The organism is Actinomadura verrucosospora (assembly GCF_039540335.1).
Taxonomy (GTDB): Bacteria; Actinomycetota; Actinomycetes; order Streptosporangiales; family Streptosporangiaceae; genus Spirillospora; species Spirillospora verrucosospora.
In genome coordinates, this window is sequence record NZ_BAABEV010000040.1 from 1 (window position 1) to 15,356 (window position 15,356).

The following is a 15,356-nucleotide window of genomic DNA, read 5'->3' on the forward strand; positions in this document are numbered from 1 at the left end:
GGGGGGGCAGAGCGCGGGGGGGCAGAGCGCGGGGGGGGGGGCAGAGCGCGGGGCGGCAGGGCCCCGGCGCGATCGCCGGGGCCCTGCCGTCGGTCGGTCCGCGGTGCGGCCGGTCAGTCCAGGTAGTCGCGCAGGACCTGCGAGCGGGACGGGTGCCGCAGCTTCGACATGGTCTTGGACTCGATCTGCCGGATGCGCTCCCGGGTCACCCCGTACACCTTGCCGATCTCGTCCAGCGTCTTCGGCTGCCCGTCGGTGAGGCCGAACCTCATCGACACCACGCCCGCCTCGCGCTCGCTGAGCGTGTCGAGAACGGAGTGGAGCTGCTCCTGCAGCAGCGTGAAGCTGACCGCGTCGGCCGGGACGATGGCCTCGGAGTCCTCGATGAGGTCGCCGAACTCGCTGTCGCCGTCCTCACCGAGCGGCGTGTGCAGCGAGATGGGCTCGCGGCCGTACTTCTGGACCTCGACGACCTTCTCCGGGGTCATGTCGAGCTCCTTGGCCAGCTCCTCCGGGGTGGGCTCGCGGCCCAGGTCCTGGAGCATCTGCCGCTGCACGCGCGCCAGCTTGTTGATGACCTCGACCATGTGCACCGGGATGCGGATGGTGCGGGCCTGGTCGGCCATGGCGCGGGTGATGGCCTGCCGGATCCACCAGGTGGCGTACGTGGAGAACTTGTAGCCCTTGGTGTAGTCGAACTTCTCGACCGCGCGGATCAGGCCGAGGTTGCCCTCCTGGATCAGGTCGAGGAACAGCATGCCGCGGCCGGTGTAGCGCTTGGCCAGCGAGACCACCAGGCGGAGGTTGGCCTCCAGCAGGTGGTTCTTGGCGCGGCGGCCGTCCTCGGCGATCCACTCGAAGTCCTCGAGGTCCTCTTCGGACATCGAGGGGCCGGTGACGGCGAGGCGCTCCTCGGCGAACAGGCCGGCCTCGATCCGCTTGGCGAGCTCGACCTCCTGCTCGGCGTTCAGCAGCGGCACCTTGCCGATCTGCTTGAGGTAGTCCTTGACCGGGTCGGCGGTGGCGCCGGCGGCCGCGATCTGCTGGGCGGGCGCGTCCTCGTCGTCGTCGCCGAGGGTGAACCCCTCCTCCTCGGAGGTCGGGGTGTCGCCCTTGGCGCCCGGAGCGGCCTTCGCGACGGGCGCGGCGGCGGGCTCCTCCTCGGCCTCGGCCTCGGGCTCCTCGGCCTCGGCCGTGTCGTCCACGAGCTCGGCCTCGAGGTCGGTCAGGTCCTCGTCGAGGTCGACGTCGACCTCGTCGTCGACCTCGGGGTCCTCACCCTTGTCGGCCCTGTCGGACGGGGCGGCCTTGACCGGCTGCGCGCCCTTCTTCGCCGGTCCGGCCTTCTTCGCCTTGGCGCCCTTGGGCGGCGCGGCCTTCTTCGGCGGCGCGGGCTTGGGAGCCGCCGGGCGCGGCGCGGCGGCGGCCTCCTCCGGCGCGTCGTCGCCGACGACGGCGGTCACCGTGTCGGGCTGCTCCTTGGCGGCGGCGGCGGTCTTGGGCCTGCGTGCCGGCGGCGTCGCGCGCTTGCGCGGACGCTTGGGCGCCGCGGAGTCGGCAGCGCTCACCATGACGGTCACACCCTCCTTGCTGAGGCTCCGCAGAATGCTGGAGGCCTTCGACACGGGGATGTCGGCCTCCTCGAACGTACGTCGTACGTCGTCGGCTTCGAGGTAACCCTGGGACCGTCCACGCTCGATCAGTTGCGCGATGACGTGATCGTGCAGATCTGACGCTTTCGAGGTCGAGCTAGCAGGCGACACAAATACCTCTCGAACGAACGTGTGGCTTGGTTGACCCAAGTGCCCTGACGGGCTCGGCCTCACACTGGGTGGGACCACACACGGAGCGGACCTCCCGGTGCGGGACCGCAGCGTACCCGCTCTCTCTGGGTCAAGCATTCTGGCACTGCTGCGCATTCCGCCTTGGAGTCCTACCCGGTAACACTCCACCTTAGAGGGCGCGGGGCGGTCCTTCGAACGTCGCGGACCGTCTCGGCGCCGTCTTCGGCGGGGTTCACTCGGACTTGGGCGGGACGTGCAGCGCAAGCACGGTCACATCGTCTACCTGCTCATATCCGGCAAGCATCCGATCGACCAGGAAGTCGACGAGTCTCTCGGGATCTCCTACCACTTCAGGTGGGGCGTCCGCCGCGACGGCGACGAGCTCCTCAAGCCCGGCGTCCACCCCACGCCTACGGTTCTCCACAAGTCCATCGGAATAGAAGACCACAGTGTTGCCGGTCCTGATGGAAAAACTTGTCTGCTGCCGCTGGCTCGGCCAGCCGAGGGGGGTTCCGGGTTCGCGCTTGCTCACACGCGCGGGCGTGTCGGGCGAGATCAGCAGGGCCGGAGGGTGGCCCGCGTTGCTGAGCTCTCCCTGCCCGGTCTCAGGATCGATGACCGCGTAGACGACGGTGGTGAACTGCTCCTCGTCCTCCGTGGCGCTGAACAGCCGGTCGAGGCCGGCCAGGACCGCGGCGGGGCGCGGGTCGTTCAGCGCGAGGGCGCGCAGGGCGTTGCGCACGCGGCCCATTCCGGCCGCGGCGAGGACGCCCTTGCCCATCACGTCGCCGACGGCCACGGCGAGCCGGTTGTCGGCGAGGCGGAAGACGTCGTACCAGTCGCCGCCCACCTGCACGTGGCGCGTCGCGGGGTTGTAGCGGGCGGCGAGCGCCATGCCCGGCAGCTGCGGCAGGTCGCTGGGCAGCAGGCTCCGCTGGAGCTCCTCGGCGGTCTTGTGCTCGCGCTCGAACAGCAGGGCCCGCTCCACGGCCAGCGCGCACTGGCCCGCGAGCGCCTCCAGGAAGACCCGCTCCTCCTCGGTGATCTCCCTGGGCCGGGTGAAGGAGAAGCGGAGCGCGCCGATCGGGGCGCCGGCCGCGAGCAGCGGCAGGCCCACCCAGGCGCGCTCCTCCGTGTGCTGGGCGAACAGGTCGCGCTCGCCGTGGCCCAGTTGCAGGCGCAGGCTGTCGGGGTGCTCGGCCAGGAACGGCCGGCTCTCGCGCACCGCCACCGACATCACGGTCTGGTCGCTGACCTTGATCCCGTCGCGGGACGGCGACGGCGTCTCGCTCTCCGTCCCCGGCTGGGACGGTGCCACGATGCTGAGCCGCAGCTTGTCGTCGTCCAGCAGCGCCACCGCGGAGTAGTCGGCGCCGATGGCGGACCGCCCGACCTCGGTGATGACCTGGACCACCTGGGAGACGGTCAGGGCCTCGGCGAGCATGGACGTGGCCTGCTGGAGGCGCGCGGTGCGCAGCGCCGCCGCCGAGAGCTGCTCGGTCAGCCGGCCGCGCATCTCCTCGGCCTCGCGCTGCCCGGTGACGTCGGTGTTGGCGCCGACCCACTCGATCACCGCGTCGCCGCGCCAGATGGGCACGGCCCTGACGTCGAAGTGCCGGTAGGTGCCGCTCTTGGTGCGGATGCGGTAGTTGGTCTCGAAGACCCGGTTCTCTGCCACGCAGTCGCGCCAGTGCGCCTCGATGCGGGCCGGTCCTCGGGATGCACGACCGACAGCCAGCCGCCGACCGCGTAGTCGTCCGGCGTCTGGCCGGTGATGGCGCGCCACTCGGGCGCGTCGTCGATCGCCCCGCCGGCCGGCGCGGCGACCCACACCACCTGGGCGCTGGCCTCCACGAGCGAGCGGTAGCGCTGCTCCTTGCGGCGGATGACCTCCTCGGCCCTGCGCCGCTCGGTCACGTCCAGAGCGGTCAGGACGACGCCCGGCCGCTCGTCGCCGCCGCCCTTGGCGGGCAGCCACGTGCACGCCAGGATGCGCTCCTCGACGGCGGTGGCCACGCCGGGCGCATCGCCGGTCGCATCGCCGGGCGCATCGGCATCCCGGACCGGGACGACGAGTTCGAGGTCGGTCACCGGGCGGTCGTCGGCGATCACCTTGCGGAGCGCCGTCTCGAACGCCGCCGCCAGCGCCTCGGGCAGCACCTCCGACGGCCGGCGCTGCTGGAGATCGCGGACGCGCACGTCCAGCAGCTCCGCGAGCGCGTCGTTGGCCCGGCGGCAACGCAGATCGCGATCGAAGAACGCCAGCCCTTCGGGCGCTTCCCGCAGCAAGGTCGCGTACAGCGCGGCGTCGGACGCATCCATGGGCTGCCCCTCCACCCCTGAGACGCGGGGATGCGGAACGGACGTCTCGGTGCTCAACGACAACACCTCCGCCCCAGAGGGTCCCGTACCGCGCGGCAATTATTCATCACTATGAGTGAATGGGAGCAGGTTAACGCTCCCGCCTCCATCACAACACCGGTCGGAGTCAGGTCTTCATCATCCCGATGGTTCGCCGCGTACGGAAGCCCTGATGAACATCCTTGCCCCTTCGGCCCCGGACGAACTCGTCGGTTTCGGACACCGTCGTGGAGGGCGCGCGCGGCGGCCCGGCATGGACGGCAAGTAGGAGATGTTACGGCGTACATGCGTCACGGGGTGTCAACTCGCCCCGTTCGGCGAGTTCCGTCCTGCTCGCGACCTCACCCGGCCGCCTTGGCGGCGGCCTTCATCTCCTGCTTGAAGGCCCGCACCCTGGCGAGGGAGTCGGGTCCGGTGATGTCGGCGACGGACCGGTGCGAGCCCTCCTCGCCGTAGTCGCCGGCGGCCTCGCGCCAGCCCTCCGGCCGTACTCCGTACTGCTTGCCCAGCAGGGCCAGGAAGATCTGCGCCTTCTGCTTGCCGAAGCCCGGGAGGCCGTTCAGCCGCTTGTAGAGCTCCTTGCCGCTGTCGACGCCTGTCCACACCTTCTCGGCGTCACCCTCGTAGTGGTCCACGAGGTACTGGCACAGCTGCTGGACGCGCTTGGCCATCGAGCCGGGATACCGGTGGACGGCCGGCTTCTCCGCCAGGAGCGCCGCGAACCGCTCCGGGTCGTAGGCGGCGATCTCGTAGGCGTCCAGATCGTCCGAACCGAGCCGCTGCGCGATGGTGTAGGGGCCGGAGAACGCCCATTCCATCGGGATCTGCTGGTCGAGCAGCATGCCCACAAGAGCGGCCAGCGGACTGCGTCCGAGCAGTTCGTCGGCCTCTGGACGCTGCGCGAGGTGAACCTTCGTGGCCATGGGGTCAGCTTAGGGCGGCGCCCGGAGCCGGTCGGAGGCGACGCCGGGATCTGTCAGAAGTCTTACGAGGTCCTCCGCCCCCTGGCGAGCCGCAGGCCGGGGTGCTCGAATGGAGCGGTGAGCGAGGACGAACGACTGGAAGGCAGCCCGGTGGGGCGGAGGGTCGTCCTGGGGATGCTCGGCCTCGGCGTGGCGGGGGCCGCCGTGGGCGCGTCCGTCCAGGACAAGGTGAGCCGGACCCTGGCGCCGGTCGGGCCGATCGGGGACGTCCTGCCTGCTGCCGGCGGGTTTCGCTACTACTCGGTCACGCCCGGTGTGAAGCGGCACAGCGCCGCTACGCACCGGGTGACCGTTTCCGGTCTTGTGGACAAGCCGCAATCATTTGGGATGGCCGATCTAGCGCATTTTCCGCAGACAGCGCTCGACAGGGACTTCCAGTGCGTCACGGGCTGGCGGGTGCCGGATGTGCGGTGGGTCGGCGTGGCGCTGCCCGACCTGCTGGACGCGGTCGGAGTATCCGCCCGAGCCCGCGCCGTGCGGTTCACGTCGTTCGACGGCGTCTACACCGAGTCGCTGACGCTAGAACAGGCGCGACGGCGGGACGTCCTGGTCGCGACCCAGATGGACGGCAAGCCCGTCACCCACGATCACGGCGGTCCCACGCGGCTGTACGTCGCGCCCATGTACGGCTACAAGTCGCTGAAATGGCTGGGCGGCATCGAACTGACCGACCGGGTGAAGCCCGGCTACTGGGAGGAACTCGGTTACGACGTGGACGCCTGGGTGGGACGGTCGAACGGACGCAGCGATGCACCGACCTGAGCCGCCGGGACGGCTCGTGCGCTTCACCCGGGCCGAGCGTTCGATCCACCATGTCACCGCATTGCTGATGCTGGTCTGCCTGCTGACCGCCGCCGTGCTCTACCTACCGCCGCTCTCGACGCTGGTGGGCCGCAGGGAGATGGTCAAGACCGTCCATGTCTGGTGCGGGTTCGCCCTGCCCGTGCCGATCGTGCTCGGTCTGCTGTCCCGGGCGTTCAGGACCGACCTTCGCAGGCTGAACAGGTTCGTGCCCGCGGACTGGGAGTGGCTAAGGCGCGGCGACCGCAGGGCCGTCCGGGACGGGCGCGGGGTCCTGCCAGTAGGCAAGTTCAACGCGGGCCAGAAGCTGAACGCGGCGTTCACGGCGGGCGCGATCCTCGTCATGCTCGGCACCGGCGAGATCATGACCTTCCCCGGCCCGTGGGAAGACCGGTGGCGCACGGGCTCCACCTTCGTCCACGACTGGCTCTTCCTCGCCGTCCTCGCGGTGACCGCCGGGCACCTGTGGGAGGCGCTGAGGGATCGCGAGGCGCTGACAGGGATGCTGACCGGGCGGGTGGACCCCGGCTGGGCCGCACGGCATCACGCGAGCTGGGCCGACGCCGCGCGCAGGTCCCCGGACGCGGCTGGACGGCCGACCGCCGCCGAAGCGAACCCGCAGGTGGACGGGGCCGGCGCGGAGACAGGCGAGGCACCGGCCGGTCCTCGGGGAACGCCCGGTGAACGGGGTCCAGAATTTGCGAAACGACCCCCCAGAACGTCTTGACTCTCTCCGCGTCGGGGCCTGGAATGTGACATCGAGGCAGGGTTCTCGCTGAAGCTCCCAGGCATGGGCCGTCCGAGGGAACTCCGTCTCACCGGCGGCGTCCCCGCCCGCCGGTACCCCGTGCGCGGAGGTGTGCGCTGATGCCTGCACTGGCCGATCACCGGAACGAGACACGTGATGCTCTCGCACAGCGGCTTTGCGACGAGTTCGCGTCCTTCCCCTCAGACGCGGTGCACCGGTGTGTGGCCGACGTCCAGGCCTGCATGGCCCATCTGGGTCTGGAGACCACTCCGGACAGAGTCGAGCGGATGGCCCGGGAGCAGCTCACCGGGATCCTGAAATCGCAGCCGCCCTCTAGGCACTCACCCACCGGCGACGTTTCCGGCTGAACAGACCGCTGAGCGGCCGGTCGAGGCGGCGTGGGTTCGGTGGCGGCCCATTCCGGCCTTCGCCGGTGTCCGGGACACCGTACGCGCCGGATCTGAGAGGCTAGAGGGGTGAGTCCCCGCAGCCGCAGCCGCTCCTCCGGGGACCCGGCCCGGGACGGCCCGAAACCCCCGGACGAGGTCTCGGCGATTTTCGACGGCATGCTCCAGCACGCCCGCGAACTGCTGGCGGTGCGCAGTCCCCTGGACGCGGAGCTCATCGTCAGCGAGATCCTCGGCTCCTGGTGGGGGCAGCGCGTCCCGGACGGCGACGTGGAGGAGGTCATCGGCGAGGCCCTGGTCGGCTACGCCGCGGCCGCCGCCACGCCGGCGGCGCTGGCGCTGCTCACCGGCATCGCCTACATGGGCACCCCTCGCCAGGCGGCCAAGGCCGAGCGCGCGGCGCTGCAACTGATGAGCGACGGCGTCGCCAGGCCCGGCTGGGCCGACCGCGTCGGCATGGTCGAGCCCGAGGCGTGCTTCGCGTCCAGGGACGTCTACGGCGACCAAGACTCCATCATCTGCACCTACACCTACGGGGGCTCCGAAAGGCACGCCCTTGTCATCCTGGTCGACCGCAACAGGGCCGGGGTCGTCCAGCCGCGCGTCGGCCCGTTCGCGCCGGCCGCGCCTGCGGGGCGCCCGCCGGCGAGCGGGATGGTCCGGGACGCCTGGGTCTCCTCCCGGGTGGACCGGCTTCTCGACCACTGCCGCCGCGAAGGCCGCGAGAACCCGCTGATGCGGTTCGAGGAGCTCGACCCGCGCGACACCAAGGCATTGCTGCAGAGCGCCCTGGATCTCACCGACGAGACAGACGACCCGCCGGTGAACGAGAACTTCGGCTCCTACCACGCGTTCGTCCGCGCGCGCGTGGACATCCTTCCGCCGGGCGGACGCCTGCCCCAGCCCCCGGTGTACGGCCGCGACCGGCGCGCCACGATCGCGACGCGGTTCCTCGCCTCGGACGAGGCGGGAGAGCTGTCGGACATCTCCGCGGCGATCCGGTGCGTGGACCGGATCATCGACTACGGCTGCGCGCACGACTTCGGACGGCCCCTGCGGGTCAGCCCGATCAAGTGCGAGATGTTCCTGCTCGACTGGCTGCCGCGCAAGGTCCTGCTCTCCCCGTCGGAGCAGGAGGCCGTCCCCCACGTCCTGGCCGCGTGGATCCGCTGGGCCGGACGGCGGACGGGGCTGCCGGAAGAGGGGATCAGGGCGACCCTGGACGCCCTCTGGGACGCCACCGCGAAGTTCTCCGCGGCCTACCGCGATCCGGCCGCCTTCGGCCTCGACCGGGGCCTGGTCGACCGGCTGCTGCCCGACGGCGACCTGGAGGCCCTCCCCCGCCGCGCGTTCGCCCTGCCGTTCCTTTCTGGCACGCACCGGCGGGCGGGGCGCGACGACATCCTCGACCTGTCGGAGCTCGACCCGGCCGACCCGGGCGACCGCCGCGCCCTGCTGGAGTTCGAGCACCCCGGCGGCGACGAGGAGCACCTCGACGCGCACATGCGGCTCGCGGCGATGCTGTGGGACGGCGAGCCGCCCCACCTGTGGGACACCGCGCAGTCGCTGCTGGACGTCGGCTACGAACGCCACGAGATCCTGCACAGGCTCATCGGCGTTCTGGACCGCTGCGGGGGCGACCCTGAGGCCCTCCGGGAGGCCCTGCGTGTGCTTCGTCACGAACCGCCGCCCGACTGAACTCCCGGTTTGCGCGTCGCGCTCCCGGCGACAATCATCGGGTCCCGGGCGCGGTCTCGCGGGGGTCGGCACCGGCCCCTGGTCGTAGGGAGTGATCTTGTTGGAGTGGTCCGAGTTCGCCCGGCGGCTGGGACGTGAGCTGGCAGGTCTCGAACGGGACACGATCCTGATCGTGCGCGAACGCGACGAGAGCCGTCACTACGTCCAGGCCATGCGCGAGCCCGACCGGCTCTACGCCGAGGCCGTCAGCAACAACTTCCTCGAAGGCCCCCTCCTGCTCACCCTGGCCGACGAGGAGGTCATGAGCGAGGTGGGCTGGCGCCCGCCCGCCGACCCCGCGCCGCGCAACTGGTGGACCGAACTGCCCGAGGCGGGCATGCCCGGCGGGATGCTGAGCGTGACCGAGGCCGACTTCTCGCGCCTGGCCGACGTGATGGTCACGGCGCTGCGGGACGTCCAGGGCGTCCGGCGCCCGTCCGACCTCGTGTACGAGTCGTTCCACCGGCACGGGTCGGGCCTCATCGAGCTGCTCGACTTCGGGATCGAGGTGGCCGACCCGTCGCGGGTGAGCAAGCGCCGCGCATCGTCCGGCGGAGCCCGCCCTGGTGTCGACCCCCTGTCCGGCGCCGATCCGCTGTCGGGCGCCGATCCGCTGTCGGGCGCCGATCCTCTTCCGGCGGGCGCCCCTCCGGCGGGGACGCGGCTGCCGCTGCCGGATCAAGCGCTGCCTGGTATGGACGCGGAACTGCTCGAACCACGTCTCGCCGAAGCCAAGGCGAACGGCGACAACACCGCCTACTTCAAGCTCCTGGAGAACGCCGACCTGGTCCTGCCGGCGACCGCCTCCGCCGTGGAGGACCCCGACCGCGCCGAGTTCCCCACCATCACCATCGGCAGCGGCACCTACGTCACGGTCTTCACCTCGCCCGGGGCACTCGCGCGCACCGGCGACCGGCATCCCGGCCTGTACCGGCGCACCTCGTTCGCCCGGCTGGCCGCTGGCTGGCCCGATCCCGCGTGGCGGCTGGCCATCAACTGGGGCCTGCCCAGCGAAGTGCTCCTGGACTCGTCGGTCATCGGGCGGTTGCAGGGCGGCAGAGTCGGAGCGCCCGATCCCCTCCAGTACGACCCTCTGTCGAACGAGCCCAACCCTTACGGAACTGTCGACCCCAACGCGCTCTCTGGGCCGAACCCCGTCGCCGGCGGCTCGACTCCTCCGGTCAACGGTTCGGCCCCTGGAGCGCCCGCTCCGGGCGGGGCGGCTCCGGGCGGGGCGGCGGACGTCCCCCACGACGACGCTCACACGGCGGTCGACCCGTACTCGGCGGCCGATCTGCGGGCGGCCCTGGAAGCGGGCGGCGCACCGCCGAGGGCACCGGAGCCGGCCGCTGCGGCGCCTCTCGGCGCACCGACCGACGACCCGCCGGCCGACATTCCGCCGGTCAAGACCCCTCCGGCCGAGACCCCGCCGGTCAAGGACCCGCTGGCGAGCAACGGCCCTGCCGAAGACCCGCCGGCCCCGCCAACCCCGTCGGTCCCGCCAGCCCCTTCGGTCCCGCCAGCCCCGGCGACCCGGGCGGCGCGGCGGGCACGGCAGGCGCCCGCTCATGCGCCGCGTCCCGCCGGCGTCCCGATGCGGCCGCCGCACGGCACGCGCCTGTGGCGCTCGGCGGGCGAGGGCGGGCAGGAACCGGTCGCGGTCTACGACGCCATCGGCGGCGTCTGGACACCCGTGCGGGCCGACGCGGTCCCGTCTCCCTGGAGCGAGTGACGCGCCCTTCGGCTACCGTCGAGTACGGAATCCCGCCCCGCACGTGAAAGTGGATCCCCAGTGGACTGGAACGACTTCGCCAGACGGCTGACACTGGAGCTTTCACGGCTGCCGGTCACCTCGTTCCTCATCCTGCAAGGTCCGAGCGGTCTGCCCTACGTGCAGGCGATGCGCTCCGAGGGGACGCTCGACGCGGAGGCCGTCGGCAGCGCGTTCCTGCCCCGCCCCCTCGCGTCGCGTCAGGAGCGGCGGCTGAGGGCGCTCGGCTGGGAGCCGCCAGACGAGGAGGACCGCAAGAACTGGTGGGACCGGTTCACCTTCCGCGAGCGCGGCGGCCGCGGCGGGCGCGCCTCCTCGGAGCTGCTGGAAGCGTGCGCCCTGCTCGCCGGGCAGATGACGGGCGCGTTCCGCGACGTCTACGGCATCGAGTCCCCGCTCGAACTCGTCTACCAGGCGAGCAAGGCCGGGTCCGGCGGCGGGCCCCTGGCCCTGCCCGGTCTCGGCATCGCGCTCGCCGTCCCCGAGGACGAGCGTCCCGCCCAGGCCGCGGCGCGTCCGGCACGCCCGTCCGGGTCGGCCCTGGAGGCGGCGCTGGCCGAGGCCCGCGAACGCGGTGACCAGCACGGCTACCTGGAGCTGCTCGCGCGCGCCACGCTGTACCTGCCCGCGCCCGGCGATCCGGAGGGCGGCGAGCACCAGTTCGCCACGGCGCGTTTCGGCGACGGCACGTTCGTGCTCGCCTTCACTTCGCCCGAGGCCATGGACCGCTCTCTGCAGGGGCAGGCGGTCCACCACCGGCAGGCCTCGCTGGCGGAGCTGTCGCGGCGCTGGCCGCACCCGGAGTGGCAGCTCGCGGTGAACCCCGGCCTGCCGAGCGCGTGCTACCTGGACGCCAACGCGCTCCTCGAACCCGAGGAGCCCCGGACGCCCACGCCGCCGGTGCCGACCGACGTCCACGTGGCCGGTCAGTCGTCGCGCCGCTCCTCGCGCCCCTCGGCGTCCCGCGCCGAGGGGCGCGGTGCCCGGCCGGGCGGCCGCCGGGCCTCCAGGCCGCCTCAGCGCCCCGAACCGGCGCGGCCCCGGACCGACGCACCCCCCGCGCCGCCGGCGCCCGCACAGGCGAGCACAGCGCCACCGGACGGTCCGCCCGCGCCCGGGGTCCGCGCGCCCGTCCAGCGTCCGCCCGCTCCGCCCGTCCCGCCCCCGGCCGCGCCCGCCCCGCCGCGGCCCGAGGTCCCCGCCGCCGGGCAGGCCCCGCCGACCAGGGAGACGCCTGTCGCCAGGGAAAGACCGGTCGCGAAGGAACCATCGACGGCCCGGGAGACGCCTGCCGATCCGCAGGGTCTTCCTGTCGCGCCGCTTTACGGCCAGCGCGAGCGGGCACGGGCCGAAGCCCCGCACCCGCGCACAGACCCAAGGCCCCCCAGCACGGATACCCGGAAGCAGAGCGTCCCGGCCGCGGCCGGGACGCCCTCCCCTGGAAGCGCGCAGACCCGCGTAGAGAGAGCACCCAGCATCGTCGAACGCGGGGCCCGGGCCCCGTCAGGCGCCCGGGGCATGGGGCCTCAGACGCAGGGGCCCGCTGACGCGTCCCAGGTCGTGATGATGCAGAAGGTCGTGCGGCCTGAGCATGTGCAGCACTATCTGGAAGGCGGTTACGACCTGGTCGCCGGTTACGTGCACCGCTTCCAGGACGTTCAGGAGCTGAAAACCCCCGCCGCGCTGATCCGGGCTCTGGGGCTGGTGTACGAAGGGTCGCCGTTCGCGCCCGCCGATGAGCAGATCTTCGTGATCCGCTGGCCGGCCGTGAAGCCCGACCTGTTCCGGCGTCCGCTGGGCGGAATCGACGAGTGGAGCATGGGCATCATCGCGGGCGGATGGGTCATCGAGAAGGCGCCGTTCCCCGGGTCGGGGTACGCGCCGGGCGACGGGCCCGCGATCCCCGAGTTCAAGGTCGAGAGCCAGCGCCTGCCCCACAAGGCCGAGATGCATCGGCTCGACGCGCAGGGCAGGGTCTCCCTCGTGGCGAGCTACGACGCCGACCTGCGCAGGTGGCTCGTGAAACTGCCGGGAGGCCAGGGGTGAGCATCCGGCACGGCTACTACGCGGGCTGGCGGGGCGCCGAGTACGAGGCGAGCCCTGACGGCGACCGGGTGCGCATCTACGCCACACGAGACGCGGAGGGGTTCAGGCAGGTCTCCCCTGACCGGTACGTCCAGGTGGTGCCCTTGGCGGACGTCGACCGCCTCCAGTACGTGACCACCCACTGCACGTGGCGCGGCGAGCCGTTCGTGGTCCTCGGCGAGCACGAGGGCTGGCTGCGCGTGGAGTACAGCGGCGGCAAGGTCCCGGTGGCGGAGCGGCTCGGCCTGGAGCCGTTCGACCGGGGCGTGTACCAGGCGTGGGCGTCCCGGCACGAGATCGAGGATCTCCGCGAGGAGACCGTCTGAGCACGGGAATCGGCGGCAGCGGCTCTGACGGGTCGCGGGGCATGAGGTTGCAGAGCATGACGGGTAGTGGGGCATGACGGGTTGTGGGGCATGACGGGTTGTGGGGCATGACGGGTTGTGGGGCATGACGGTCATCGACGTCAACGCCGACCTCGGCGAGGGGTTCGGGGTCTGGAGGCTGGGCGACGACTCGGCACTGCTCGACGTCATCACGAGCGCGAACGTGGCGTGCGGGTTCCACGCGGGCGATCCGCTGATCATGCGCCGGGTGTGCGCGGCGGCCGTCGAGCGCGGGGTGACGATCGGCGCCCAGGTCTCCTACTGGGACCTCGCCGGCTTCGGCCGCCGGGAGATGGACGTGGCCGCCCCGGAACTGACCGCCGAGATCCTGTACCAGCTCTCGGCGCTCGACGGCATCGCGCGCGCGGAAGGCGGGCGCGTGGCGTACGTGAAACCGCACGGCGCCCTCTACAACAGGGTCGCGCGTGACCCCGTCCAGGCGCGCGCCGTGGCCGACGCGGTGCGGGCCTACGATCCGTCACTCCCCCTGCTCACCCTTCCGGGCTCCGCGGTGCATGACGTCGCCGACGGCCTCACCGTCGTCGCCGAGTGCTTCGCCGACCGCGCCTACACGCCGTCCGGCGCACTCGTGTCCCGACGCGAGCCCGGGGCGGTCGTCCACGACCCCGACACGGTCGTGCGGCGCGCTGTGCGGATGGCCGTGGACGGCACCGTCGTCGCGGTGGACGGCACCGAGGTCGCGTTGAAGGCCCGTTCCATATGCGTGCACGGCGACACCCCCGGCGCGGTCGTCCTCGCCAGGTCCGTCCGGTCCGCGCTGTCCGCGGCGGGCGTCATCCTGGAATCGTTCGCGTGAAGGTGAGGCGGGTCGGCGACACCGCCTTGCTCGTGGAGACCGGAGACCTGGCGACCGCCCACCGGATGGACGCCGCCCTCAGGAACGTCCCGCTGCCCGGTGTCGTGGACGTCGTCCCAGGCGAACGGACCGTCCTGGTGGTGGCGGACCGCTCCGCCGACCTGAACGGTCTGGCCGCGCGCCTCCCGCGGCTGCGCCTGGCCGACGACGTGGTGAGCGACGCCGAGCCACTGGAGATACCCGTCGTCTACGACGGTGAGGACCTCGACGAGGTCGCCTCCCTCACCGGGCTGTCGCGCGAGGAGGTCGTGCGGCGGCACTCCGCCGCCTCGTACACGGTCGCCTATCTGGGCTTCTCCCCGGGCTTCGGCTACCTGTCGGGGCTGGATCCGGCGCTGCACGTGCCGCGCCGCGCCTCACCGAGGAAGGCCGTCCCGGCCGGTTCGGTCGCGATGGCAGGTCCGTACGCGGCGGTGTACCCCTCCCGGTCGCCGGGCGGCTGGCGGCTGCTCGGCCACAGCCGCCTGCCGCTGTGGGACGTGTCGCGCGATCCGCCGTCCCTGCTCCGGCCGGGGACGCGGGTGCGGTTCGTCCCCGAGGAGCGTCCTTGATCGAGGTCGTGCGGCCCGGCCCGCTGGCGACCGTCCAGGATCTCGGCAGGCCCGGTCGCGCGCATCTCGGCGTCCCCCGGTCCGGAGCCGCCGACCAGCGCGCGTTCAGGCTGGCCAACCGTCTCGTGGGCAACCCGGAGGGCGCGGCGGGCGTGGAGTTCACCTTCGGCGGCGCCGCCCTGCGCTTCCACCGCCGCGCCTGGATCGCGGTGACCGGCGCTCCGGTGACGCTGCGCATCGACGGCCGCCCTCACGGGATGAACGCGCCCTGCTTCGTGGGGGGAGGCGCCGTCGTCGAACTCGGCGCACCCACGTCCGGGCTCCGTAGCTACGTCGCCGTGCGAGGCGGCATCGCCGTAGACGAAGTGCTGGGCAGCCGTTCGACCGACCTACTGTCCGGCCTTGGGCCGGCGCCGCTCGCGCCAGGTGACCGCCTGCCGGTCGGCTCTGCGGGGGGTCTACGGCACATCAATGTGGATGTCGTGCCCACAGTGGTCATGCCGGAGACCCCGATCCTGCGGATCCTGCCCGGTCCGCGTGACGACTGGTTCGCCCAAGACGCATTGGCCACGCTCACGTCCGCCCTCTACGAGGTGTCGCCGGACAGCAACCGCGTGGGGGTCCGCCTGAACGGGCCGCCCCTCGAACGGGCGCGCGACGGCGAACTCGGCAGCGAGGGCATGGTCATCGGTTCGCTCCAGGTGCCGCCCAGCGGGCTGCCCATCATCTTCCTGGCCGACCATCCGACCACCGGCGGCTACCCGGTGGTCGCGGTGCTCGCTTCGGCCGCCGTGGCCGACGCCGCGCAACTGCGCCCGGGGCAGAGGCTTCGCTTCCGGCTCTAGCCCCGCCTCCGTGTCGCCCG

The 15,356-nt window shown here is 72.3% G+C and carries 11 protein-coding genes and 1 pseudogene; 9 read left to right on the forward strand and 3 right to left on the reverse strand.

Translation table 11 applies throughout. The features are described 5' to 3' along the window. Positions 1–113: 113 nt before the first annotated feature. The 3 genes and pseudogenes from ABD944_RS32160 to ABD944_RS32170 all read right to left on the reverse strand — a co-directional run bounded on the left by ABD944_RS32160 (position 114) and on the right by ABD944_RS32170 (position 5,068). Entirely contained in the window at positions 114–1,763 is a 1,650-nt protein-coding gene (locus ABD944_RS32160; protein WP_345183063.1) for an RNA polymerase sigma factor, read from the reverse strand. Between the two features lie 253 nt (positions 1,764–2,016). After that, a pseudogene (locus ABD944_RS32165) lies at positions 2,017–4,106 on the reverse strand (SpoIIE family protein phosphatase). A 380-nt stretch (positions 4,107–4,486) separates the two neighbouring features. Beyond that, a complete protein-coding gene (locus ABD944_RS32170) occupies positions 4,487–5,068 on the reverse strand; it encodes an HhH-GPD-type base excision DNA repair protein (RefSeq protein WP_345183065.1) in 582 nt (193 codons plus the stop codon). A gap of 117 nt (positions 5,069–5,185) precedes the next feature. On the opposite strand from ABD944_RS32170, the gene ABD944_RS32175 reads away from it, so the two are divergent. From ABD944_RS32175 to ABD944_RS32215, 9 genes are all read left to right on the forward strand, one after another. Further along, positions 5,186–5,890: a molybdopterin-dependent oxidoreductase gene (locus tag ABD944_RS32175; RefSeq protein WP_345183067.1), complete on the forward strand. Its 705-nt coding sequence runs from the start codon at positions 5,186–5,188 to the stop codon at positions 5,888–5,890. Continuing rightward, positions 5,877–6,656, forward strand: coding sequence for a cytochrome b/b6 domain-containing protein (locus ABD944_RS32180; protein WP_345183068.1), 780 nt, complete (start codon positions 5,877–5,879; stop codon positions 6,654–6,656). Before ABD944_RS32175 ends, ABD944_RS32180 begins: the two co-directional genes overlap by 14 nt. Positions 6,657–7,243: 587 nt before the next feature. Beyond that, positions 7,244–8,782 (forward strand): hypothetical protein, encoded by a 1,539-nt coding sequence (locus tag ABD944_RS32185; protein ID WP_345183213.1) that lies wholly within the window; start codon positions 7,244–7,246, stop codon positions 8,780–8,782. A gap of 97 nt (positions 8,783–8,879) precedes the next feature. Continuing rightward, positions 8,880–10,553 carry an SseB family protein gene (locus ABD944_RS32190; RefSeq protein ID WP_345183070.1) on the forward strand — a complete coding sequence of 558 codons (1,674 nt, stop codon included), beginning with the start codon at positions 8,880–8,882 and terminating at the stop codon, positions 10,551–10,553. 60 nt (positions 10,554–10,613) lie between these two features. Next, positions 10,614–12,638 carry a TY-Chap domain-containing protein gene (locus ABD944_RS32195; RefSeq protein ID WP_345183072.1) on the forward strand — a complete coding sequence of 675 codons (2,025 nt, stop codon included), beginning with the start codon at positions 10,614–10,616 and terminating at the stop codon, positions 12,636–12,638. Continuing rightward, positions 12,635–13,003 (forward strand): hypothetical protein, encoded by a 369-nt coding sequence (locus tag ABD944_RS32200; RefSeq protein ID WP_345183074.1) that lies wholly within the window; start codon positions 12,635–12,637, stop codon positions 13,001–13,003. Before ABD944_RS32195 ends, ABD944_RS32200 begins: the two co-directional genes overlap by 4 nt. Positions 13,004–13,127: 124 nt before the next feature. After that, positions 13,128–13,880 carry a LamB/YcsF family protein gene (locus ABD944_RS32205; protein ID WP_345183077.1) on the forward strand — a complete coding sequence of 251 codons (753 nt, stop codon included), beginning with the start codon at positions 13,128–13,130 and terminating at the stop codon, positions 13,878–13,880. Next, positions 13,877–14,491 (forward strand): 5-oxoprolinase subunit PxpB, encoded by a 615-nt coding sequence (gene pxpB, locus ABD944_RS32210; protein WP_345183079.1) that lies wholly within the window; start codon positions 13,877–13,879, stop codon positions 14,489–14,491. Before ABD944_RS32205 ends, pxpB begins: the two co-directional genes overlap by 4 nt. Then, a complete protein-coding gene (locus ABD944_RS32215; RefSeq protein WP_345183081.1) occupies positions 14,488–15,336 on the forward strand; it encodes a 5-oxoprolinase subunit C family protein in 849 nt (282 codons plus the stop codon). Before pxpB ends, ABD944_RS32215 begins: the two co-directional genes overlap by 4 nt. The last annotated feature ends 20 nt before the right edge of the window (positions 15,337–15,356 follow it).